This window comes from Vogesella indigofera, from assembly GCF_003633895.1.
In the GTDB taxonomy this organism is placed as follows: Bacteria; Pseudomonadota; Gammaproteobacteria; order Burkholderiales; family Chromobacteriaceae; genus Vogesella; species Vogesella indigofera.
This window is the reverse complement of sequence record NZ_RBID01000011.1, coordinates 421,054-441,704: the sequence shown is the minus strand read 5'-3', so window position 1 is coordinate 441,704 and position 20,651 is coordinate 421,054. Positions and strand designations below refer to the sequence as shown.

At 65.7% G+C, this 20,651-nt stretch carries 19 protein-coding genes; 5 read left to right on the top strand and 14 right to left on the bottom strand.

Annotated features, from left to right (window positions below):
* Positions 1 to 175: 175 nt before the first annotated feature.
* The 7 genes from C8E02_RS04355 to C8E02_RS04330 form a co-directional block, all read right to left on the bottom strand.
* A complete protein-coding gene (locus C8E02_RS04355; RefSeq protein ID WP_120809790.1) occupies positions 176 to 1,840 on the bottom strand; it encodes a bifunctional protein-serine/threonine kinase/phosphatase in 1,665 nt (554 codons plus the stop codon).
* 110 nt (positions 1,841 to 1,950) lie between these two features.
* Positions 1,951 to 3,162 (bottom strand): nitrate/nitrite transporter, encoded by a 1,212-nt coding sequence (locus tag C8E02_RS04350; protein ID WP_120809789.1) that lies wholly within the window; start codon positions 3,160 to 3,162, stop codon positions 1,951 to 1,953.
* A 379-nt stretch (positions 3,163 to 3,541) separates the two neighbouring features.
* Entirely contained in the window at positions 3,542 to 4,333 is a 792-nt protein-coding gene (locus C8E02_RS04345) for an ABC transporter ATP-binding protein (protein ID WP_047965303.1), read from the bottom strand.
* A gap of 1 nt (position 4,334) precedes the next feature.
* On the bottom strand, positions 4,335 to 5,234 hold the full coding sequence (gene ntrB / locus C8E02_RS04340; protein WP_120809788.1) for a nitrate ABC transporter permease: 900 nt from the start codon (positions 5,232 to 5,234) through the stop codon (positions 4,335 to 4,337).
* A gap of 11 nt (positions 5,235 to 5,245) precedes the next feature.
* Positions 5,246 to 6,514, bottom strand: coding sequence for a CmpA/NrtA family ABC transporter substrate-binding protein (locus C8E02_RS04335; protein ID WP_120809787.1), 1,269 nt, complete (start codon positions 6,512 to 6,514; stop codon positions 5,246 to 5,248).
* A 181-nt stretch (positions 6,515 to 6,695) separates the two neighbouring features.
* Positions 6,696 to 6,881 carry a hypothetical protein gene (locus tag C8E02_RS17150; RefSeq protein WP_147424431.1) on the bottom strand — a complete coding sequence of 62 codons (186 nt, stop codon included), beginning with the start codon at positions 6,879 to 6,881 and terminating at the stop codon, positions 6,696 to 6,698.
* Entirely contained in the window at positions 6,866 to 7,444 is a 579-nt protein-coding gene (locus C8E02_RS04330) for an ANTAR domain-containing response regulator (protein WP_047965300.1), read from the bottom strand. The genes C8E02_RS17150 and C8E02_RS04330 overlap by 16 nt, the downstream gene beginning before the upstream one ends.
* Positions 7,445 to 7,586: 142 nt before the next feature.
* Here C8E02_RS04330 and C8E02_RS04325 point away from each other — a divergent pair, with 142 nt between their 5' ends.
* The 3 genes from C8E02_RS04325 (at position 7,587) to C8E02_RS04315 (ending at position 11,253) form a co-directional block, all read left to right on the top strand.
* Positions 7,587 to 8,168, top strand: a complete 582-nt coding sequence (locus C8E02_RS04325) for a DNA-3-methyladenine glycosylase I (protein WP_120810086.1) — start codon at positions 7,587 to 7,589, stop codon at positions 8,166 to 8,168.
* Positions 8,169 to 8,290: 122 nt separating this feature from the next.
* Positions 8,291 to 8,956, top strand: coding sequence for a class I SAM-dependent methyltransferase (locus tag C8E02_RS04320; RefSeq protein WP_120809786.1), 666 nt, complete (start codon positions 8,291 to 8,293; stop codon positions 8,954 to 8,956).
* A 194-nt stretch (positions 8,957 to 9,150) separates the two neighbouring features.
* Entirely contained in the window at positions 9,151 to 11,253 is a 2,103-nt protein-coding gene (locus C8E02_RS04315; protein ID WP_245961062.1) for a methyl-accepting chemotaxis protein, read from the top strand.
* A gap of 275 nt (positions 11,254 to 11,528) precedes the next feature.
* Here the strand turns inward: C8E02_RS04315 and C8E02_RS04310 are convergent, their stop codons facing one another.
* Both C8E02_RS04310 and C8E02_RS04305 read right to left on the bottom strand, forming a co-directional pair.
* Positions 11,529 to 12,749, bottom strand: coding sequence for an MFS transporter (locus C8E02_RS04310; RefSeq protein ID WP_170152100.1), 1,221 nt, complete (start codon positions 12,747 to 12,749; stop codon positions 11,529 to 11,531).
* 3 nt (positions 12,750 to 12,752) lie between these two features.
* A complete protein-coding gene (locus C8E02_RS04305; RefSeq protein ID WP_120809783.1) occupies positions 12,753 to 13,829 on the bottom strand; it encodes an alpha/beta hydrolase in 1,077 nt (358 codons plus the stop codon).
* A 205-nt stretch (positions 13,830 to 14,034) separates the two neighbouring features.
* Between C8E02_RS04305 and C8E02_RS04300 the strand changes: the two genes are divergently transcribed.
* A complete protein-coding gene (locus C8E02_RS04300; RefSeq protein WP_120809782.1) occupies positions 14,035 to 14,928 on the top strand; it encodes a LysR family transcriptional regulator in 894 nt (297 codons plus the stop codon).
* Positions 14,929 to 15,199: 271 nt separating this feature from the next.
* Here the strand turns inward: C8E02_RS04300 and argS are convergent, their stop codons facing one another.
* The 5 genes from argS to C8E02_RS04275 form a co-directional block, all read right to left on the bottom strand.
* On the bottom strand, positions 15,200 to 16,918 hold the full coding sequence (argS, locus tag C8E02_RS04295; protein ID WP_120809781.1) for an arginine--tRNA ligase: 1,719 nt from the start codon (positions 16,916 to 16,918) through the stop codon (positions 15,200 to 15,202).
* A 133-nt stretch (positions 16,919 to 17,051) separates the two neighbouring features.
* Positions 17,052 to 18,401: a prephenate-dependent tRNA uridine(34) hydroxylase TrhP gene (gene trhP / locus C8E02_RS04290; RefSeq protein ID WP_120809780.1), complete on the bottom strand. Its 1,350-nt coding sequence runs from the start codon at positions 18,399 to 18,401 to the stop codon at positions 17,052 to 17,054.
* Between the two features lie 21 nt (positions 18,402 to 18,422).
* Entirely contained in the window at positions 18,423 to 18,842 is a 420-nt protein-coding gene (locus C8E02_RS04285) for a hypothetical protein (protein WP_120809779.1), read from the bottom strand.
* Between the two features lie 157 nt (positions 18,843 to 18,999).
* Positions 19,000 to 19,215, bottom strand: a complete 216-nt coding sequence (locus C8E02_RS04280; protein WP_047965294.1) for a hypothetical protein — start codon at positions 19,213 to 19,215, stop codon at positions 19,000 to 19,002.
* Between the two features lie 4 nt (positions 19,216 to 19,219).
* Positions 19,220 to 20,056 (bottom strand): ferritin-like domain-containing protein, encoded by an 837-nt coding sequence (locus C8E02_RS04275; RefSeq protein WP_120809778.1) that lies wholly within the window; start codon positions 20,054 to 20,056, stop codon positions 19,220 to 19,222.
* A 98-nt stretch (positions 20,057 to 20,154) separates the two neighbouring features.
* Between C8E02_RS04275 and fliW the strand changes: the two genes are divergently transcribed.
* Complete coding sequence (gene fliW / locus C8E02_RS04270; RefSeq protein ID WP_120809777.1) at positions 20,155 to 20,595, top strand: flagellar assembly protein FliW; 441 nt, start codon at positions 20,155 to 20,157, stop codon at positions 20,593 to 20,595.
* The last annotated feature ends 56 nt before the right edge of the window (positions 20,596 to 20,651 follow it).

Genomic DNA, 20,651 nt, shown 5'->3' with positions numbered 1-20,651 from the left:
ATTGTCCCTGTCCCGGTCACCGCCATTGGCGACCCGGACAATCTGATTGTGCCTGTCTTAATGCAAAGGCCGTGCCAGCCTGCAAACCCCTTTATTGCGGCCAACCCTGGCCTGTTATGTCTTGGCCTGCCTGTCTATGGTGCACGGCAGCACCAAAAACAGGCAGCCGCACCAGTCAGCGCAGCAGCAGCGCATACAGCAACACCAGGTTCGCCAGCAGCGAAACCAGCGCCAGCGTGCGCCATAGCCGCAGCGGCGCCCGCTCCGCCCACGGCACACGCCGCAGTTGGCGTTGCGGCACGCTGTCGCCGCGCTCCAGCGCCAGCAGCATTTCCTCGGCGGTCTCGAAGCGCTGCCCCGGCTCGCGCGCCACCGCCTTCAGCAGCAGGTTATCCAGCCACAGCGGCACGTCCGGGCGCTGGCGCGAGGCCGGCTGCGGCGCGTCGAAATGCGGATTCTGGAACGCCTCGATCTCGCCGTAGGGATAGCGGCCGGTCAGCAGCTGGTACAGGGTGACGCCGGCGGCGTACAGGTCGCTGCTGCTGCTCGCCTTGCCGCCGGCAAAACGCTCCGGCGCCATGTAGCTGGCGGTGCCGGGGCCGGGGCCGTCGTGCTCCGGCGTCAGCCCGGCGCAGTAGGCGACGCCGAGATCGAGCAGCCGCAGCTGGCCGTCGCGGCCCAGGTGCACATTGTCCGGCTTGATGTCGCGGTGCACGATGCCGAGGCGGTGCAGCGCCGACATCGCGCGGCACAGCGCGAGGCCGATGGCGACCACCTCGCTGATGCCGAAACGCTGCTGCGCCAGCCGTGCGGCCAACGTTTCGCCGTCGTGCCAGCGCTGCAGGTAGTACAGGTGCTGGCGTTCGACGCCGGTGGCAACCTCGGCAAAATACGGCGAACTGATGCGCTTCTGCAGCCACTCCTCCACCAGCAGCGCCTGCTCCGCGCCCGGATCGCCGGCCAGCAGCGGCGGCAGCGTCTTCAGCACCCAGTGGCGGCCGGCGGCGTCGGCGACGCGATAGGCCAGCCCGCCGGGCGAAGCGTGCAGGCTGACGACCACCGTCAGCCCCTCGAACGGCTGGCCGTCGCGCAGCTTCGGCGGCAGCGGCAGGCTGGTGCCGCGCGCCAGCTCGTCGGCCAGCGCGCCCTGCGGCAGCGCCTCCACCCGCAGCACCAGCGCCGACAGGTTGTCCTGCGCGCCGGCGGCCAGCGCCGCTTCGCACAGCACGCTGGCGGCGCGCTGCACATCGAGGTGCAGGTGCAGGATCTCGTCGATGCGCTTGTCGCCCAGCGCCTGCCACACGCCGTCGCACAGCAGCGCGAACACGTCGCCGGCGTGCAGGTCGCCGTCGCAGAAATCCGGCATCACGTGCTCGTCCAGCCCCATGCCGCGCTTGAGCACGTGCGACAGCGACGCTTCCTCCCACACGTGATCGACGGTCAGCTGCGTCAGCCGCCCCTGGCTGAGCAGGTAGACGCGGCAGTCGCCGACGTGGGCGACGGTGTAGCGGTGGCCGCGCAACACCAGCGCCGACAGCGCCGCCACCAGCGGCTTGCCCTGCGCGCGCAGCCAGCGGTTGTGCGCTGCCAGCAGCCGGTCCAGCGCCGACGACACTGCCCACGTTTCCGGCGTGGCGTAGTAGTCGGCGCACACCGCGCGGATGGTGGACTGCGCCGCCAGGCGGCCGTCGGCACAGCCGGACACGCCGTCGGCCAGCGCGAACAGCGCGCCCTTGCTGGTCAGCAGCCCGTCCTGTGGCACGCTCCAGCCCAGTGCGTCCTCATTGCGTTCACGGCGGCCGGCGTCGCTGGCGTGGCCGACTGCAAGTTGCAAGCTCATGGTGCTTCCCTGCTAGAAATAATGCCCGCTTGAAGATGATGCCCTGCTCCAGCACGGCGTAACGGGGCGGGATCCGTGATCCCGCCCCGCTGATGGCCAGTGCTTGCCGCTTACACTCGTGCCGCGGTCACGTTGCTGGCGCCCCAGGTCGTGCGCCAGCGCAGTTTCACGCCGTGCAGGCCGATCCACGCCACCACGCCGAGGCTGGCGAACAGCCACAGCCCGAGCTGGTAGTTGCCGGTGTGCTGCTTGACGAGGCCAAGCCCGGCGGCGAGCAGGAAACCACCGATGCCGCCGGCCATGCCGATCAGCCCGGTCATCACCCCGATTTCCTTGCGGAAGCGCTGCGGCACCAGCTGGAACACCGCGCCGTTGCCGCTGCCCAGTGCCAGCATCGCGCCGACAAACAGCGCCAGCGCCACGTTGACCTGTGGCAGGTTGAAGCCGACCACCGCGATCAGCAGCGCCGCGGCGGTGTACATCACCAGCAGGGTGCGGATACCGCCGATACGGTCGGCCAGCGCGCCGCCCAGTGGCCGCATCAGCGAACCGGCAAACACGCAGGCGGCGGTGTAGTAGCCGGCGGTGACGGCATTGAGACCATACTGGTCATGGAAGTAGCCCGGCAGCGCGCTGGCGAGGCCGGCAAAGCCGCCGAAGGTCACACAGTAGAAGAACATGAACCACCAGCTGTCCTTGTCGCCCAGCACGCGCAGGTAGTCGGCCAGCGCCTTCGGCTTGGGACGCTGCGGCGCGTTCTTGGCAAACAGGCAGAACAGCACGAACACCACACCCAGCGGCAGCACCGCGAGGCCGAACACGTTTTCCCAACCATAGAGTGCGGCCAACGTTGGCGCCAGCAGCGCGGCAAACACGGTGCCGGAGTTGCCGGCGCCAGCGATACCCATCGCCTTGCCCTGGTGCTCGGGCGGATACCACTGCGACGCCAGCGGCAGCGACACCGCAAAGGCAGCGCCGGCAACGCCGAGGAACACCCCCAGCAGCAGCGCCTGCGACAGCGACTGGATGCCGTGCAGCCAGGCAAAGCCCAGCGCCAGCATCACCACCACCTGGCCGAGAATGCCGGCGAATTTCGGCGAGAAGCGGTCCACCAGCAGGCCCATGCCGAAGCGCAGCAGGGCGCCGGCCAGGATCGGCGTCGCCACCATCAGCCCGCGCTGCTGCGCCGACAGCTGCAAGGCCTCGGCGATCTGGATCGCCAGCGGCCCGAGGATGTACCACACCATGAAGCTGAGGTCGAAATAGAGGAACGACACCAGCAGTGTCGGGGTATGGCCTGCCTTCCAGAAGTCCTTGCTCATTGTCTTGTTCCTTGAAAGATGTCCGTGATCGATCAGGCGGCGCGCCGGGGGCGCCGCGGCGGTCCGTGCCGCAAAAAAGCAAAGAGGCCCGTTGCCCGCGGTATCGCACCACGCGCAACGGACCTCTTTGTCCAAGCCCGCATCGCCGCCATTGGCAACCGGGACAATCATCTGCAGCATTATCTGAGCAAGTGCCGTGCCAGCCGAATACGGCATTTTGGCTGCCCAATCGCCACCTTTGCCGCCACCTGCGCCTGCCGATGGTGCACAGCAGCACCAAAAGCAGGCGGCTGATCGCAGGCCCCATGAAAAAACCGGGCCAGCGGCCCGGTGTCAACAACGTGTCGCCACGTCAGGGGATGCAGCCTGCCATTGCCGCTCAGGCTGCCTCTTTGCGGTGTTTCTGGTACAGGAAATCCAGCACCGCACCGCGATAGCGGTGGTAGTCGGCGTCACCCGCCAGCGCCAGCCGGTTGCGCGGCCGTGGCAGCTGCACTTCCAGGATCTCGCCGACGGTGGCCGCCGGGCCGTTGGTCATCATCACGATGCGGTCGGACAGCAGCACCGCCTCGTCCACGTCGTGGGTCACCATCACCACGGTGCTGCCGGTGGCATCGACGATCTTCACCATCTCGTCCTGCAGGTTGGCGCGGGTCAGCGCGTCCAGCGCGCCGAACGGCTCGTCCATCAGCAGTACCTTCGGTTCCATCGCCAGCGCGCGGGCGATGCCGACACGCTGCTTCATGCCGCCGGAGATCTCGTGCGGATGCTTGTCGCGGGCGTGGCTCAGCCCCACCAGCGCCAGCGCGGCGTCGGTGCGCGCGGCCAGCTGCGCCTTGTCCTCCTTCGCGCCGAACACGCGTTCCACCGCCAGCAGGATGTTGCCGTAGCAGGACAGCCACGGCAGCAGGCTGTGGTTCTGGAACACCACCGCGCGCTCGGGGCCGGGGCCGTCGATCTCGCGGCCGTTGCACAGCGCGATGCCGTCGGACGGCTCCAGCAACCCGGCGATGATGTTGAGCACCGTGGACTTGCCGCAGCCGGAGTGACCGATCAGCGACACCACCTCGCCCTGACGGATGGTGAGATTGATGTCCTGCAGCGCGACGAAGCGGCCTTTCTTGGTATCGAAGTGCTTTTGCACGTTTTCCAGCTCGACGAAGCGTTCCATGTCACTCTCCCTGTCCGAAGCTGGCCTTCTTCGCCAGCCATACCAGTGCCTGTTCCAGCGCCAGCCCCACCAGACCGACCACGAAGATGGCGATCAGGATGTGCTCGACGTTCAGGTTGTTCCACTCGTCCCACACCCAGAAGCCCAGCCCCACGCCGCCGGTCAACATCTCCGCCGCCACGATCACCAGCCAGGCGGTGCCGATTGCGAGGCGCACGCCGGTGAGCATGTGCGGCAGCACCGCCGGCAGCAGGATGACGCTGAACACCTTCCACTCCGACAGGCGCAGCACGCGCGCCACGTTGAGGTAATCCTGCGGCACCGCGCGCACGCCGGCGGCGGTGTTGAGGATCATCGGCCAGATGCTGGAGATGAAGATCACCCAGATCGACGCCGGGCTGGCGGCCTTGAACACCAAGAGGCCGATCGGCAACCACGCCAGCGGCGATACCGGGCGCAGCAGGCTGATCACCGGCGCCGTCATCCGTGCCAGAAAACCGAAGCGGCCGATCATGAAACCGAGCGGAATGCCAACCACGGCGGCGAGGCCGAAGCCGACGCCGACGCGGCCCAGCGACATCAGGATGTTCCAGCCTATGCCCTGGTCGTTGGGGCCGTTCTGGTAGAACGGATCGGCGAACAGCTCGGTGGCCGACGCCCAGGTGCTGACCGGCCCCGGCAGGCTGCCGCGGCTGAGCTGCGACACCAGCGACCACAGCAGCACGAAGGCGATCAGCCCCAGCAGCGGCGGCACCAGCCAGCGGATGAAGCGCACCAGCGGTTGCAGCGACGGCGGCGCCGCGGCGAGCAGGGTCTTGCGCTTGCGCGGGCGGGCGCTGCGCGCGGCGGTGGCGGGCTGGCCTGCGGCCAACGTTGGCGAGAAAGTTTCTGCAGCACTCATGATGTCGCTCCTCAGGCCTTGATCTTGAAGCTGGCGGCGTAGGCGGCCGGGTTCTTGCCGTCCCACACCACGCCGTCAATCAGCTTGCTGCTACGCATATCGCTGGCCGGCAGCGGCACCCTGGCCATCGCTGCCGCGTCCTTGTAGATGGCGATCTGGTTGATCTGCTTCGCCACCGCCAGGTAGTCGGGATCGGTCTTCAGCAAGCCCCAGCGCTTGTGCTGGGTCAGGAACCACATGCCGTCGGACAGATACGGGAAGTTGACCTTGCCGCCGTCGAAGAACTTCATCAGTTTCGGGTCCTGCCACTTCTTGCCGAGGCCGTCCTCGTAGGCACCGGCAAAGCGGCCGGCGATCACCGCCTCCGGCGCGTTGACGTAGGCCTTCTCGGCAATCAGCTTGGCGACGCTGGCGCGGTTCTTCACCTCGTCGATGTAGCGCGAGGCGTCCAGCAGCGCCGCCACCAGAGCGCGCGCGGTGTTGGGATACTTCTTCACCCACTCGCCGGTGGTGCCGAGCACCTTTTCCGGGTGATCCGGCCAGATCTGCTGCGTGGTGGCCACCGAGAAGCCGATGCCGTCGGCGATGGCGCGCGCGTTCCACGGCTCGCCGACACAGTAGCCGTCCATATTGTCGACACGCATATTGGCCACCATCTGCGGCGGCGGCACCACGATGGTCTTCACGTCCGACAGCGGATTGACGCCGTGCGCCGCCAGCCAGTAGTACAGCCACATGGCGTGGGTGCCGGTGGGGAAGGTCTGCGCGAAGGTGTACTCGCGCGGCTCGGCCTTGATCAGCTTGGCCAGCGCCGGGCCAGTGGTGGCGCCCTTCTCCTTCAGCTGGTTGGAGAGCGTGATGCCCTGCCCGTTCTGGTTCAGCGTCATCAGAACCGCCATGTCCTTCTTCGGGCCGCCGATGCCGAGGTGCACGCCGTAGATCATGCCGTACAGCGCGTGCGAGGCGTCCAGCTCGCCGTTGACCAGCTTGTCGCGCACCGCGGCCCAGCTGGCCTCCTTCGACGGCACGATGGTGATGCCGTACTTCTTGTCGAAGCCCAGCTTCGACGCCACGATCACCGACGCGCAGTCGGTCAGCGGGATGAAACCGACTTTGACTTCGGTCTTTTCGGGTTTGCCGGTGGCCGCGGCAAAGGCGGAGGTGGCAAAGCCGGCAGGCAAGGCGGTTGAGGCCATCAGTGACAAGGCTCCCTTGAGGAAGTCGCGACGTTCGTTGCCCGCCGCATGCGGGTGGTGATCGAGTTCGTGACGCTTTTCCATGTGCTGCTCCCAGAGTGAGTGGACTGCAAGTGCAAAAGAAAAAGCGCCCGTCACCCCTTCATCAGAAAGGGCAACGGACGCCGTTGTCCGTGTTACCAGGCCTGCGCCGCCGTTGGCACCTTCCTGCTTTGTGACGCGTGTTCGCGTCTCGCCATTCATTTAGCAAGGGTCATGCCAGCCATCAATGCCTTGTTTTTAATGGGTTTTTTATTTTGCGGCAATTATTTTGCACTGCAACAGCACCGCGCGGCACCAGCTCGGTACCGGCGTGCACCACGAGTGGCGCCGCCAGAAAGCAAAAGGCCGCAACAGCATGCCTGTTGCGGCCAACCTTGTGCGACAGCGGCGGGTTCAGCTTTTCAGCCACTCCGCCAGGCTGATAATCTCCTGCGCTACCTCGGACAGCTTCTTCTGCTGCTTCATCGCCCGCTCGCGCAGCTGCTTGTAGGCGGTGGCCTCGTCCAGCCCCTTCATCTCCATCAGCAGGCCCTTGGCCTTTTCCACCACCTTGCGGTCGGCCAGCTGCCGTTGCGCGTCGGCCAGCTCGGCACGGCGCGAGACGTCGATCTGGTGGCGCTCGATCGCCACCTCCAGCAGCGGCTGGATGCGGCTGCTTTCCACGTCGCCGACCACATAGGCGGCGACGCCGGCGCTGAGCGCGGCGCGGATGGTGTCGCGGCTGCCGTCGTCGGTGAACATCACCACCGGCCGCTCGCTCTGCGCGCCCATCACGCACACCTGCTCCAGCATGTCGCGCGATGGTGCATCGCTGTCGATCAGCACCACGTCGGGACGCGCCGCCGCCAGCACGTCGGCCAGATGCAGGTTCGCCTCCACCTCGGCCACCACGCGCACGCCAGCCTGCTCCAGCAGCGTCCGCAACGACGCGGCCTTGCCGGAACCGTCCTTCACCAGCATGACTGTCAGCACCTTGGGTCTCCCTTTTAATTTGTTATTGCACTGGAGCGCAGCAATTGCCATGCCATGTGCTGACAGCACGCTGGCAGCAGATCGCCATTACAATGCTGTCATGAACGGCAAACCGGCCATCACCCACAAGGAACCCGCCACCATGACCACTCTGCAACGCTGCGGCTGGTGCAGCGACGACCCGCTGTACATCGCCTACCACGACACCGAATGGGGGCAGCCGGTACACGACGACCGCAAGCTGTTCGAGATGCTGGTGCTGGAAGGCGCCCAGGCCGGGCTGTCGTGGATCACCATCCTGAGAAAGCGCGACAACTACCGCCGCGCCTTCCACCACTTCGACCCGCAACGGGTGGCAGCGATGGACGAGGCCGACGTCGAGCGGCTGCTGCAGGATGCCGGCATCGTGCGCAACCGGCTGAAGATCAACAGCGCGATCCGCAACGCCCGCGTTTTTCTTGCAATGCAGCAAAAACATGGCAGCTTTGCACGCTGGTTGTGGGATCATGTTGATGGCCAGCCGCTGCAAAACCAGTGGGCCAGCCTGGGCGAATGCCCGGCCAGTACCGAATTGTCCGACCGCATCAGCAAGGCGCTGAAAAAGGAAGGCATGAATTTTGTCGGCAGCACGGTGATCTACGCCTTCCTGCAGGCCACCGGCGTGGTCAACGACCATCTCTGCACTTGCCCGCAGCACCCGCAACACCGCCAGCACGGCGCGTAACACCCGAACACCCCGGCGGCCGCCACGCCGCCGGCAGCCCGACCCAGACTCTTCTTCCTGTTGCTGCGCACCTGGCGCGATAAGTTGATCAGTGCCGATCCCTCTATCGCCCGAAAGTGCCCATGCCCGGCTATCAGGTCAAATTCGAATCCGTGCTCATCGGAGACACCCGCTATCCCATCCGCTCGCTGCTGGATGGCAACCAGTACCACGATCCCGACGGCGCCGCCGCCGCGGCCGGCATTCCGGAAGCGGCGTGGCCGCTGTTCGGGCTGGTGTGGCCGTCGGCACGCATCATGGCCGACGCCATGCTCAGCAAGAACATCCGCGGCAAGCGCATCCTGGAGGTCGGCTGCGGCCTGGGGCTGGCCAGCCTGGTGCTGCAGCAGCGCGGCGGCGACATCACCGCCAGCGACTGCCACCCGCTGACCGACAGCTTCCTGCAGCACAACGCGCTGCGCTGCGGCCTGCCGGCGGTGCCGTACCAGAATGGCAACTGGGCCACCGCCAATCCGGCGCTGGGCAAGTTCGACCTGATCATCGGCAGCGACCTGCTCTACGACCGCGAGCTGCCGTCGCAGCTGGCCGGCTTTCTCGACCGCCACTGCGCCGACAACGCCGAGGTGATCGTGCTCGACCCCGGCCGCGGCAACAAGAATGCGTTCACCCACGCGATGCAGGCGCGCGGCTACCGCTTCAGCGAGCGCGCGGCGGCACGGCGGCAGAACAGCGGCGAGGCCTACAAGGGCCACTTCCTGACCTACACCCGCGGCCGCATCGACAGCTGAACGCCTGCGGCCAACGTTGGCCGCAGGCGGCAGCGGCGCACCAGTTCGGCGCAGCGGCACGTTCCCGGTCATCGCGCTGCACCATGACGGCGCGACCGGCGCAGCATTATTTATCGAAATAATGGCCTGATTCTTGCTGCAACACGGCATCCCCCTCCGCTGACAGGATCGCCATGACTGCACCAAGTCCTACCATGTCCCTGAGTCGCAAAGAGCAACACTGGCTGCCGTGGTTCGGCGGCACCGGCAAGCTGGCCATGCGCTGGAGCTGCCTGCTCAACCGTCACCGCCACGACGCGATGGCGCAGATTTTCGGCAGCCTCGCCGCCAACCGCGTCGACATCCTGCAGCGCTGGGCCAGCGGACAATGGGTGCAGCTGGAGACGCTGGCGCAACAGTGCCGCAGCAGCGCGCAGCCGCAGGCGCTGCTGGCACGCCGCAAGCAGCTGGCGCCGGACTTCTCCGAGCTGTTCATCGTCGACGCCACCGGCGTGGTGCTGGCGTCCACCGCCACGCAGCGCTGCGGCCAACGTCTGACGCAGCCGGCGGCGCTGCAGCGCGGCCTGCGCCAGCGTTTCCTGCACGGCCCCTACAACGACCCCGTCACCGAACAGCTGGGGCCGTCCACCTCGCGCTTTCACGACGAAGTGACGCTGATGTTCTACCTGCCGCTGGACAATGGCAGCCGCTGCCTGTGCGGGCGGGTGCCCAACGACGTGCTCGGCGACCTGATCCAGCGCGAGGCCGGGCACATCTTCCGCGACTCCGGCGACAACTACCTGTTCATGGCCAAACCGGTGTTCGATCCCGGCGTGGTGCCGGGCACCGCGCTGTCGCGTTCGCGCTTCGAGGACAAGACCTTCAGCCTCGGCGACAACCTGAAGGACGGCGTTGCCACCCCGTTCGGCAGCGTGCGGGTGCAGAGGCACACCGAGCTGGAGCTACGCTTCAACGACCCGTCCAGCGGCCAGCTGCACCCCGGCGTGCGCGAAACCATCCGCTGCGGCGAAAACACCTTCGTCAGCTATCCCGGCTACGCCGACTACCGCTACATCCCGGTGGTCGGCCGCGGCGTCACCTTCCAGCTGCCCGGCAGCGACGACACCTGGGGCATGATGTGCGAGGCCGATCTGGAAGAGGTGTACCGCAGCCGGCCGCTGGGCTACCGCCTGACGCGGCTGTACCTGCTGACCGCCATTCCCGCCGGCCTCGCCGGCTGGGCCATCGACCACTTTGCCGGGCTGCCGGCGGCGCTGTCGCTGCCGGTGTTCTGGGTGGCGCAGGCGCTGGGGGTGCTGGCGTTCTACCACCTCGGCGCCAAGCAGCTGACCGGGCGCGTCACCTCGCTGATCCGCGCCATCCGCAGCATCGCCGAGGGCGGCGGCGACCTGCGCCAGCGCCTGGCGCTGGACAGCCGCAAGCCGGACGAGCTGTCGACGCTGGCCAGCTGGTTCAACAGCTTCATCGACAAGCTGGAAGGCACCATCCGCCAGGTGGTGCACGCCTCGCACGAGATCGGCATCGCCAACCAGCAGCTGCAGGGCAGCCGCCACGACACCCGCGACAGCGTGATGGGCGTGGTCGAGCGCATGGCGGAGATGCGCCCGCTATTGGGGCAGCAACAGCAGCAGATCGACCATGCTAGCGACAGCGCCGCCAGCATCCTGCAGCGCATGGAAGCGCTGGCGCAGGGCAGCACGCAGCAGGTGGCGCTGATTCGCGAGCGCTCGCAGGGCATCCGCGAATCGGTGCTCGGCTCGTCGCTGACCCTGCAACAGCTGCAGGCCAGCGCCAGCGAGATCGGCGAGATCGTGGCGGTGATCCGCGACATCGCCGACCAGACCAACCTGCTGGCACTGAACGCGGCGATCGAGGCGGCGCGGGCCGGCGAATCCGGCCGCGGCTTCGCCGTGGTCGCCGACGAGGTGCGCAAGCTGGCCGATCGCACCGCCAGCGCCACGCTGCAGATCGGCGGCATGATCAGCGGCATCCAGCAGCAGGCGGCCGGCGCCGTCAGCAGCATGGGCAGCGGCATGAGCAAGATGGAAGACGGCCTGAAACTGGCCGAGGACGCCGCCCACGACAACGGCGACGCGCAGCAGCTGATCGCTACCCTGATCTCCGCCATCGACGGCATCGCCAGCGCCAGCCGCGGTTATGGTGACAAGGTGCAGCACGTCGACAGCGCCACGCAGAACATCAGCAGCGTGCTGCTACAAAGCGAGCACAGCGCGGAACAGACCGCCGCCGCCAGCCAGCGCCTGGCCGCGCTGATGCAGCAGTTCAAGGTCGCCTGAACACACCGGCAACGCGGCAGGCCCCACCCGGCCACCCGTAACGGCTGCCGACCCGACCGGTCATGCAGCCCGCGCCCGCCGGTCCATCCCACCGGCAGTGAGCACAATATCCGCAAGGTTGGCCGCGACAAGCGATCGCGCGCCAGCCTGGCCCCGGCAGCCCCGCCACCAGCGGGCACCATGAAAAAACCCGCCGGTTGGCGGGTTTTTTCATGGACTGGCGTGGCGCATAACTTGTTGCCTCGTCATGCAGCACCCCGGCGGTGGAGCCCGACTCAGGCATCCGGCGCTTGCATGCGCGAAGTCAGGTAAGCCCATGCCGCGGCCAGTAGCAGCAATGCCGCGCTGGCCATGAAAGTAGCGCGATAGCCACTGCCATCGAACAACAGACCGCCGATGACGGAGCCCAGCGCGATGCACAGCTGGATCACGGCCACCATCAGGCCGTCGCCCGCCTCGGCGTCTTTCGGCAACGAACGCGCAAGCCACGTCCACCAGCCCACCGGCGCGGCCGTGGCCACCAGCCCCCACAGCCACAGCAGCAGGCAGACCGCGGCCACAGAGCTGCCAAAGGCGACCAGACACAGCCCGATCGCGGCCATGAGCACCGGAATGCACACCAGCGTACGGTAGAGACCTGCCCTCAGGAAGCGGCCGATCAGCGTGGCACCGACGAAACCCGCGACACCGATCAGCAACAGGATCATCGACAGTGTCGACACGGTCACCTGGGTGACGTTTTCCAAGAAGGGGCGCACGTAGGTAAACAGCACGAACTGGCCCATGAAGAACGTGCCCACCCCCAGCATGCCCAGCACGATCTGGGGCCGCTGCAACAGCCTGAAGACACCGCCCGCATTCGCCGGGCGGGCGACCACCTTCATGGCGGGCAGGCTGCGCCACTGCCACAGCAGCGAGATCAAGGCCACCGGCAGCAGGCAGAAGAAGGCCCCGCGCCAGCCGATGATGCCGCCAAGATAACTGCCCAGCGGCGCCGCCACCACGGTGGCCAGCGCATTGCCACCGTTGAAGACGGCCAGGGCCTTCGGCACCTGCTGGGCGGGTACCAGCCGCATGGCGACGGCAGCCGACATCGACCAGAACCCGCCGACCACCACGCCGATCAGCGCGCGGCCTGCCATGTAGGTCGGGTAGTCGGGTGCCATCGCGACCACCAGCCCCGACACACCCATGAGCCCGGTCAGCCACAGCAGCAGCGTCTTGCGGTTCATCGCGCCGGCCAGCGACGCGATCGACAGGCTGCTGGCCACCGCGAACACGCCGGAGATGGCGAGCCCGTAGCCCGCCAGCCCTTCGCTGACCTGCAGTTCGGCTGCCATCGGGGTCAGCAGGCTCACCGGCATGAATTCCGAAGCGATCAGCACGAAGACGCAAAGCGTCATCGCGAAGACACCGCTCCAGCAGGCGCGCCGGTCACCGCTTGCTTCCCGGTCCTCGGCGCGGCTTATCGGCGCGTCAACAAGCTGATTCGTCATCGCTCACTTCGCCAGATGCTTGCCAAAGAACGCGTCCAGCTTGTCCCAGGGAATGATGTTGACCTGGTCGTACAGGTCGGTGTGGATCGCGTCCTTGATGATCAGCAGCTCCTTGGGCTCTGCCGCGGCCTTGTAGGCGTCTTCACTGAAGTAGCGTGAATGAGCCTTTTCTCCCGCGATCAGCAAGATGGGGCGCGGCGAGATCTCGTTGATGTAGGTGAGCAGCGGCATGTTCATGAAGGACATGGGCATCGATGCCGTCCAACCGCCATTGGAATTCAGCGAGCGTTCGTGGAAACCACGCGGCGTGCGGTAGTAGTCGAAGTACATCCGCACCACGGGGTCGGTCACGCCATCCAGCGTCTCGGGCAGAATGCGCGGACCGATGGCGGAGGCGTCGGTCCAGCGTTGCCGGCTCATCTTCTCCAGCATTTGCCCGCGCTGCACCTTGCCCAGGCTGTCGTTGTAACCCTTCGCCATCACGCGCGACATGTCGTACATGCTGGTAGTGGCAACGGCCTTGATGCGCTTGTCCACCGCTGCCGCATTCAGGCCCATGCCGGCGAAGCCGCAGATGCCGATGATGCCGATCCGCTCGCGGTCGACGAAGGGCTGCTGGCCGAGGTAGTCGACCGCTGCGCTGAAGTCTTCGGTATTGATCTCCGGGGAGGCCAGATTGCGCGGCTCGCCGCCGCTTTCGCCGGTGTACGAAGGGTCAAATGCAACCGTCGCGTAACCGCGCTCGGCCATGGTCTGCGCGTACAAACCGGAAGACTGCTCCTTGACCGCGCCAAACGCGCCGCTGATCGCGAGCGCCGCCAGGCGCTTGCTGCCCCGGCTTTTCGGCAGGTACAGGTCCGCCGCCAGCGTAATGCCGTAGCGGTTCTTGAAAGTCACCTTCTGGTGATCGACCTTGTCGCTCTGGGGGAAGGTCTTGTCCCACTTCTGGGTCAGTTGCATGGTATTTCCTGTTGCGGGTAGCGATGCGCTGGCCAACACCGGCTGCGCACTCATCAGCATGGCAGCGCCGGTCAGCAGCGCGCCCTTGATGAAGTTTTTCCTGGAGATTGCGGCGTCCATTTGAGTATTCCTTGTGGTATCTGAAAACGAAAAACTGGCCGTTACCGGGCACACACCGAGCAGGCAGCCCCCTGCAAATCACTCCACACGTTTGCGTGCAGGCTACCTGCCAGCACCGTCATCGCGGTGCAGGCAGATAGTGACGCATCGACGTCAATCCGATTAGCCGGTATAGTCTTCATGCACTTATGAGAATTTTTCATCAATGAAACCAAGCAAAGTGAACGACCTGCAGGCCTTTGTCGCCGTCGCCCGCGAGCAGAGCTTCTCGAAGGCGGCGGCAAGGCTTGATCTGACGCCCTCGGCGCTGAGCCACACGATCAGGACGCTTGAGGAACGGCTGGGCATCCGCCTGCTAGCGCGCACGACCCGCAACGTCTCCCCGACCGAAGCCGGCGAGCGTCTGCTCCGATCGCTGGCCCCGCTGTTCGAGCAGATCGCAGCCGAGGTTGAGGCCTTGGGAGAATTGCGGGACAAACCGGCGGGCACCATCCGTCTCACCTGTACCGACGACCAGATCGAGTTATGTTTGCGACCGAAGTTTTCCGCGTTCCTGAGCCAGTATCCGGACATCACGCTGGAGCTCTTTGTCGACTACGGCTTCCGCAACATCGTCGAAGAGCGTTTCGACGCGGGCATACGCATGGGCGAGTCCGTCAGCAAGGACATGATTGCCGTGCGCGTCGGGCCGGACTGGCGCCTCGCCGTCGTGGGCTCGCCGGCCTATTTCGAGACACGCTCCCGCCCGGAAACGCCCCACGAGCTGACCGGGCACGCCTGCATCAATATCCGGCACCGCCCATCGGGCGCCATCTATGCCTGGGAATTCGAGAAGGACGGCAAGGCCTTCACCGTCAGGGGGGAGGGACAACTCGTGTTCAACAACATCATGCACGTGCTCAACGGCGCGCTGGACGGGCTGGGTCTAGGCTATATCCCGGAGCAACTGGTCGCGCCCTACATCGCGGACGGGCGGCTGGTGGAGGTGCTTCCCGAGTGGTGCCCGTCCTTCCAGGGTTACCACCTGTACTACCCTAACCGGCGGCAAACCTCCCCCGCCTTCCTCGCCTTCGTCGAGGCGCTGCGCTACCGGGGCTGAGCCCGCCACGCTGCGTGCGGCCAGGCGACGCGCTGCCCGGGTTGTTTCTGCCATCGGAGCGGGTGCCTTGTGGGGTCTACCCGCCTGTCCGGCGCACAGGCGCAGATATCGGGCCAGCAAGGTTGGCCGCAAGCAATCCCGCGCCAGCCTGGCCCCGGCAGCCCCGCCACCAGCGGGCACCATGAAAAAACCCGCCAGTCGGCGGGTTTTTTCATGGACTGGCGTGGCACACGGCTGGCCTTGCGGCCAACCTTGGCCAGTACGGCATTCCTTACATCGCTTCCAGCACCGCGATGCCGAGCAGGCCGAGGCCGGTTTTCAGCGTCTTGCCGGTGAGCGCCGCCAGCTGCAGGCGGCTGTGGCGCACCTCGCCCTCGCTCTTCAGGATCGGGCAGGCTTCGTAGAAGCGCGAGAACAGCGTCGCCACGTTGTACAGGTAGCTGCACAGGTGGTGTGGCTGGCTGCCTTCGGCCACGGTGGACAGCACGTCCTCGAACTGCGACAGCGCTACCGCCAGCTGCTTCTCCGCTGCTTCGCTAATGACGATGGAGGCGGCCGGGTTGTAGTCCTCGGCCTTGCGCAGCACGCTTTGCACGCGGGTGTAGGCGTACTGCAGGTAAGGCGCGGTATTGCCCTCGAAGCTGAGCATCGCGTCCCAGTCGAAGATGTAGTCGGTATTGCGGCTCTTGGACAGGTCGGCGTACTTCAGCGCGCCGATACCCACCGCCTCGGCGATCTGGCGGCGTTCGCTTTCCGCCATCTCCGGGCTCTTGCCGCTCACCAGCAGGTAAGCGCGCTCGATGGCCTCGTCCAGCAGGTCGACCAGCTTCACGCTGTCGCCGGAGCGGGTTTTCAACGGTTTGCCGTCCGGGCCCATGATGGTGCCGTGGCCGATGTGCTCGAATTGTGCGTCGGCGCGCAGGAAACCGGCCTTGCGCGCGGTGGTGAACAGCTGCTGGAAGTGCAGGCTCTGGCGCGAATCGACCACGTACAGGCAGCGATCCAGCCCCAGCTGGCGGGTACGGAAGCGGATTGCGCCCAGATCGGTGGTGGCGTACAGATAGCCGCCACCCTGCTTCTGCACGATGTAGGCCGCCGGCTCGCCTTCCTTGTTCTTGAATTCGTCGAGGAACACCACCTGCGCGCCCTGGCTCTCGGTCAGCAGCCCCTGCTGGCGCAGCTCTTCCACCAGCACCGGCAGGTCGTCGTTGTAGAAGCTCTCGCCGCGCACATCGTCGTCGGTCAGCAGCAGGCCCAGCTTGTGGTAGATGGCATTGCAGTGTGCCAGCGACAGCTTGACGAACTGTTGCCACAGCGCCAGCACCTCGGCGTCACCCGACTGCAGGCGCACCACGTAGTCGCGCGCCAGGTCGGCAAAGGCCGGGTCTTCGTCGAAGCGTTTCTTGGAGTGCTTGTAGAACACGTCCAGGTCCTTCAGCTCCAGCTCCGCCTCGCCCGCGGCGCGCGATTCCACCATGTGCGCCACCAGCATGCCGAACTGGGTGCCCCAGTCGCCGACATGGTTCTGGCGAATGACGTCATGACCGATGAAGCTGTTCACCCGCACCAGCGCATCGCCGATGATGCCGCCGCGCAGGTGGCCGATGTGCATTTCCTTGGCCAGGTTGACCGAGGAATACTCGACCATTACCTTTTGCGGCTCTGGCTTGCTGATGCCCAGCGCGTCGTCGTGCAGTGCGGTTTGCAGGCGTGCGGCGACAAAGGCCGGGTCGAGGTGGATATTGATGAAGCCGGGACCGGCGATCTCGATCTTGCTGGCGATACCGACCAGGTCCAGCTTGGCCACCACCTGCTCCGCCAGCGCGCGCGGGTTGGTCTTCAGCGCCTTGGCCGCGCCCATCACGCCGTTGGCCTGATAGTCGCCGAATTCCGGCTTGGAGGCGGTCTGGATGGCAGCATTGGCGCCCTCGACGCCGACGGCGGCCAGCGCGGCCACTACACGGTCATTGATCAGTTGCTGAATGGTCATATCGGTCCTGAAAAATCAAAGGCCGGACGCAAGGGGCGCCCGGCTGGGATGCAATGCACAAATTGTACGGGCTAACCGTGGCCGCGGCCAACCTTTGCACCACAAAGGTTGGCCGCAACGGCGGGGATACGGCTCAGAACAGGCGCGCCAGCAGTGCCTTCTCCATGCCGGCCATGCCGGGGATCTTCACCTTCACGCCATTGCCCGGTGCCACGCTGGCGCTTTCGCCGTTGCGGGTCATCGCGGTGAGCTCCACGGTGCGGTTGCCGCTCGGGTGGATGATTTCCACGCGGTCGCCGACGGCGAAGCGGTTTTTCACGTCGATCAGCGCCCAGCCGTCGGCGTCCACTTCCATCACATCGCCGACGTACTGGCTCTGCTTGGCGATGGAGTGACCGGACAGGTAGTTCTGGTGTTCCTGTGTCTGGTGACGCTCGAGGAAGCCCGGGGTGTAGCCGCGGTTGGCGAGGCCTTCCAGCTCGGCCAGCAGGCTGTAGTCGAACGGGCGGCCGGCGACGGCGTCGTCGATCGCGCGGCGGTAGGTCTGCGCGGTGCGCGCCACGTAGTACAGGCTCTTGGTGCGGCCTTCGATCTTCAGCGAGTCCACGCCGATCTTCACCAGCTTCTCCACCTGCTCGACGGCGCGCAGGTCCTTGGAGTTCATGATGTAGGTGCCGTGCTCGTCCTCGATGATCGGCATCATCTCGCCCGGACGGTTGGCTTCCTCGATCAGATAGGTCTTGTCGGCCAGCGGGTGACGCTCTTGGCTGCCGCAGGACGAGAAGCTCTGGTTGGCTTCTTCCAGCGCCTTGCCGAAGTCGAAGTCGATCTTTTGCGGCTTCACGTCACCGGCATCGTCGCCCTGGGTGTCGTGCACCTTGTAGTCCCAGCGACAGGCGTTGGTACAGGTGCCCTGGTTCGGGTCGCGGTGGTTGAAGTAGCCGGACAGCAGGCAGCGGCCGGAGTAGGCAATGCACAGCGCGCCGTGCACGAACACTTCCAGCTCCATGTCCGGGCATTGCTGGCGGATCTCGGCGATTTCGTCGAGGGACAGCTCGCGCGACAGGATGATGCGCTCCACACCCATCTTCTGCCAGAACTTCACCCCCATGTAGTTGGTGGTGTTGGCCTGCACCGACAGGTGGATGGGCACGTGCGGCCAACGTTCGCGCACCATCATGATCAGGCCGGGGTCGGCCATGATCAGCGCGTCCGGCTTCATCTCGATCACCGGTTCCATGTCGGACATATAGGTCTTGATCTTGCTGTTGTGCGGCAGGATGTTGCTGGCCACAAACAGCTTCTTGCCGCGGGCGTGCGCTTCTTCGATGCCGATGCGCAGCTCTTCCAGTTTGAAGTCGTTGTTGCGCGCACGCAGGCTGTAGCGCGGCTGGCCGGCGTACACCGCATCGGCACCAAAATCGTAGGCGGCACGCATTTTGTCCAGCGTGCCGGCAGGCAGTAGCAGCTCGGGAGCTTTCATCGGGGAGGCTTCTTCAGTGGTTCAGTGCAACAGACAGGACATCGGTAGCGGCGCGAGGTCGGGCTCGACAAAAGCCCGGCGCGCGATGTCGTCGTTGAGTTTGTGTTCGGAATAGTGCTGCCGCAGCAGCGCAGGCAGGCCATCGAGCAGATCGGGGTTGGCCGCAACAAAATCCTGCCAGTTGTCCAGGCACTCTGGCATGGCGTCGAGACGGTCGTAGACCAGCGTCAGGCTGGCCATGGTCAGCGTGTGGTGGTACTTCTCCGCCGCACCCTGTGCCATCGCGTAACGCGACAACGCGCGCGCGCAGCGGGCCGCCGCCTCGCGCGCCGGATAAAACTGGCGGTACGACCACGCCGCCAGCAGGTGCGCGCGATGATTGAACTCGGCCGCTGGCAGGGTATTGCTTTCCAGCTGCAGCAGAAACGCCTGTGCATCCATGTTTGATTGTCCCGGAGTCAAGCCAAAGCAAAAGGCCCCGCGACGGAGCCTTTTGATGAATTTTTTGTTGCGCTGCGATTATGCGCGCCGCCCTGCGCAGCGTCAAGCCGGCCACAGCGCACAACAGCGACATCAAGTTACTGTTTTTGTAGCATTTTTAGCGTTTTCCACCACGCATCAGCGCCAGAAGGCCCAGCATCTGGCCGGCCACGCCCAGCACCATCAGCACGATGGACAGCAGCAGCAGCGGCACACTGCCGGCCGCCGCTTGTTGCAGCGCAGAAGCCAGCACGAACAGCAGGCTGCCGATGATCATGCAGCCGATGGCCAGCGGCCGTCGTGCGCACAGGTGACGAAACAGTTGTTGCAGCATGGCATTACGCTCCGGCTGAAAGGCGCCGCCGGGTGACGGCAAAGTCTTCCAGCATCGCCAGTTCGAATTCACTGAAGCCCGCCGCCCGGCGCGCCTCCCAATTGTAAGCACCGCGCAGGGTATCGACTTCGTAGTCGATCAGCAACTGGCGGAAGCAGGCCAGCGGCTCGATGCCGCGCGCGTCGCACAGCGTGGTGAACCAGTAGTTGCCGATCTGCACGTGGCCGATCTCGTCCTCGAAGATCTGGTCGAGGATCGCCACCGTCGCGCTATCACCCAGCGCCGCCAGCTTTTTCTGGATCGGCGGCACCGCATCGAGGCCGCGCGCCTCCAGCACCCGCGGCACCAGCGCCATGCGCACCATCACGTCGTGATCGGTGTCCACCGCCATCTGCCACAGGCTGTTGTGGCCGACAAAATCGCCGTAGTCGAAGCCCAGCTGCTGCAGCCGCTCGCGCAGCATGTTGAAGTGCTTCGCCTCTTCCGCCGCCACCCGCAGCCAGTCCTCGACAAAGGCGTCCGGCATGTCGCGAAAGCGCCAGACCGCGTCCAGCGCCAGATTGATGGCATTGAATTCGATATGGGCGATGGCGTGGATCAGGCCAGCACGGCCGGCGACGCTGCCCAGCCCCTGGCGCTGCACCTCGAACGGCGACACCAGCTGCGGCCGCGCCGGGCGCCCCGGCGCCGGCAGCGGATGCGGCAAGGGCAGCGCATCCGCCGCGCGCGGTAGCCGGCCGGCCAGCCACTGCTGATGACACAGGCTGGCGAGCCGAGGTTTGGCGTCGATATCGCTGCTGCACAGCGCCTGATAGACGGCAGGATAGAGAGAGGAAGTCATGGCGCGGCATTTTACCCGTTGCCGGCTGACATTTGTCAGCCAACAACGCCCGCAGCTATTGCATAATGCCGGTTCACGATGTCATGAGGAGACGCACCATGCTGTTCAATTCCAGCCTGCTCGGCCAGGTCGAAGTCGATGAAAACACCATCATCACTTTCGAGGCCGGCCTGCCTGCCTTCGAGAACTGCACCCGCTTCAAGCTGTTCCATGAGGCCGACAGCGACAGCCCCAGCGTGTTCTGGATGCAGTCGCTGGACAACCCCGATGTGCTGTTCAGCGTGACCGACCCGCAAAAACTCGGCATCCGCTACGAGATCGAACTGAGCCAGGACGAAGTCGCAGCGCTGGCGCTGAGCCGCCAGGAAGACGCCGCCATCCTGCTGACCATCTACCGCGAGCTGCCGAGCGACGAAGCCAACCCGGCGCTGTCGCAGCTGCGCGCCAATGTCCGCAACCCGCTGATCATCAATCTGGCAACGCAGAAAGCGCTGCAGAAAACCGGTCTCGCCTGCGACATCGTGTTCCACAACCGCTGAGTCAGATCGCAAGAGGACAAGGTTGGCCGCAACACTTGCGGCCAACCTTGTCCCCG

Coding starts and splice junctions, on each gene's coding strand:
- C8E02_RS04355 (WP_120809790.1), bottom strand. CDS start 1,840: ATGAGCTTGCAACTTGCAGTCGGCCACGCCAGCGACGCCGGCCGCCGT.
- C8E02_RS04350 (WP_120809789.1), bottom strand. CDS start 3,162: ATGAGCAAGGACTTCTGGAAGGCAGGCCATACCCCGACACTGCTGGTG.
- C8E02_RS04345 (WP_047965303.1), bottom strand. CDS start 4,333: ATGGAACGCTTCGTCGAGCTGGAAAACGTGCAAAAGCACTTCGATACC.
- ntrB (WP_120809788.1), bottom strand. CDS start 5,234: ATGAGTGCTGCAGAAACTTTCTCGCCAACGTTGGCCGCAGGCCAGCCC.
- C8E02_RS04335 (WP_120809787.1), bottom strand. CDS start 6,514: ATGGAAAAGCGTCACGAACTCGATCACCACCCGCATGCGGCGGGCAAC.
- C8E02_RS04325 (WP_120810086.1), top strand. CDS start 7,587: ATGACCACTCTGCAACGCTGCGGCTGGTGCAGCGACGACCCGCTGTAC.
- C8E02_RS04320 (WP_120809786.1), top strand. CDS start 8,291: ATGCCCGGCTATCAGGTCAAATTCGAATCCGTGCTCATCGGAGACACC.
- C8E02_RS04315 (WP_245961062.1), top strand. CDS start 9,151: ATGTCCCTGAGTCGCAAAGAGCAACACTGGCTGCCGTGGTTCGGCGGC.
- C8E02_RS04310 (WP_170152100.1), bottom strand. CDS start 12,749: ATGACGAATCAGCTTGTTGACGCGCCGATAAGCCGCGCCGAGGACCGG.
- C8E02_RS04305 (WP_120809783.1), bottom strand. CDS start 13,829: ATGGACGCCGCAATCTCCAGGAAAAACTTCATCAAGGGCGCGCTGCTG.
- C8E02_RS04300 (WP_120809782.1), top strand. CDS start 14,035: ATGAAACCAAGCAAAGTGAACGACCTGCAGGCCTTTGTCGCCGTCGCC.
- argS (WP_120809781.1), bottom strand. CDS start 16,918: ATGACCATTCAGCAACTGATCAATGACCGTGTAGTGGCCGCGCTGGCC.
- trhP (WP_120809780.1), bottom strand. CDS start 18,401: ATGAAAGCTCCCGAGCTGCTACTGCCTGCCGGCACGCTGGACAAAATG.
- C8E02_RS04285 (WP_120809779.1), bottom strand. CDS start 18,842: ATGGATGCACAGGCGTTTCTGCTGCAGCTGGAAAGCAATACCCTGCCA.
- C8E02_RS04280 (WP_047965294.1), bottom strand. CDS start 19,215: ATGCTGCAACAACTGTTTCGTCACCTGTGCGCACGACGGCCGCTGGCC.
- C8E02_RS04275 (WP_120809778.1), bottom strand. CDS start 20,056: ATGACTTCCTCTCTCTATCCTGCCGTCTATCAGGCGCTGTGCAGCAGC.
- fliW (WP_120809777.1), top strand. CDS start 20,155: ATGCTGTTCAATTCCAGCCTGCTCGGCCAGGTCGAAGTCGATGAAAAC.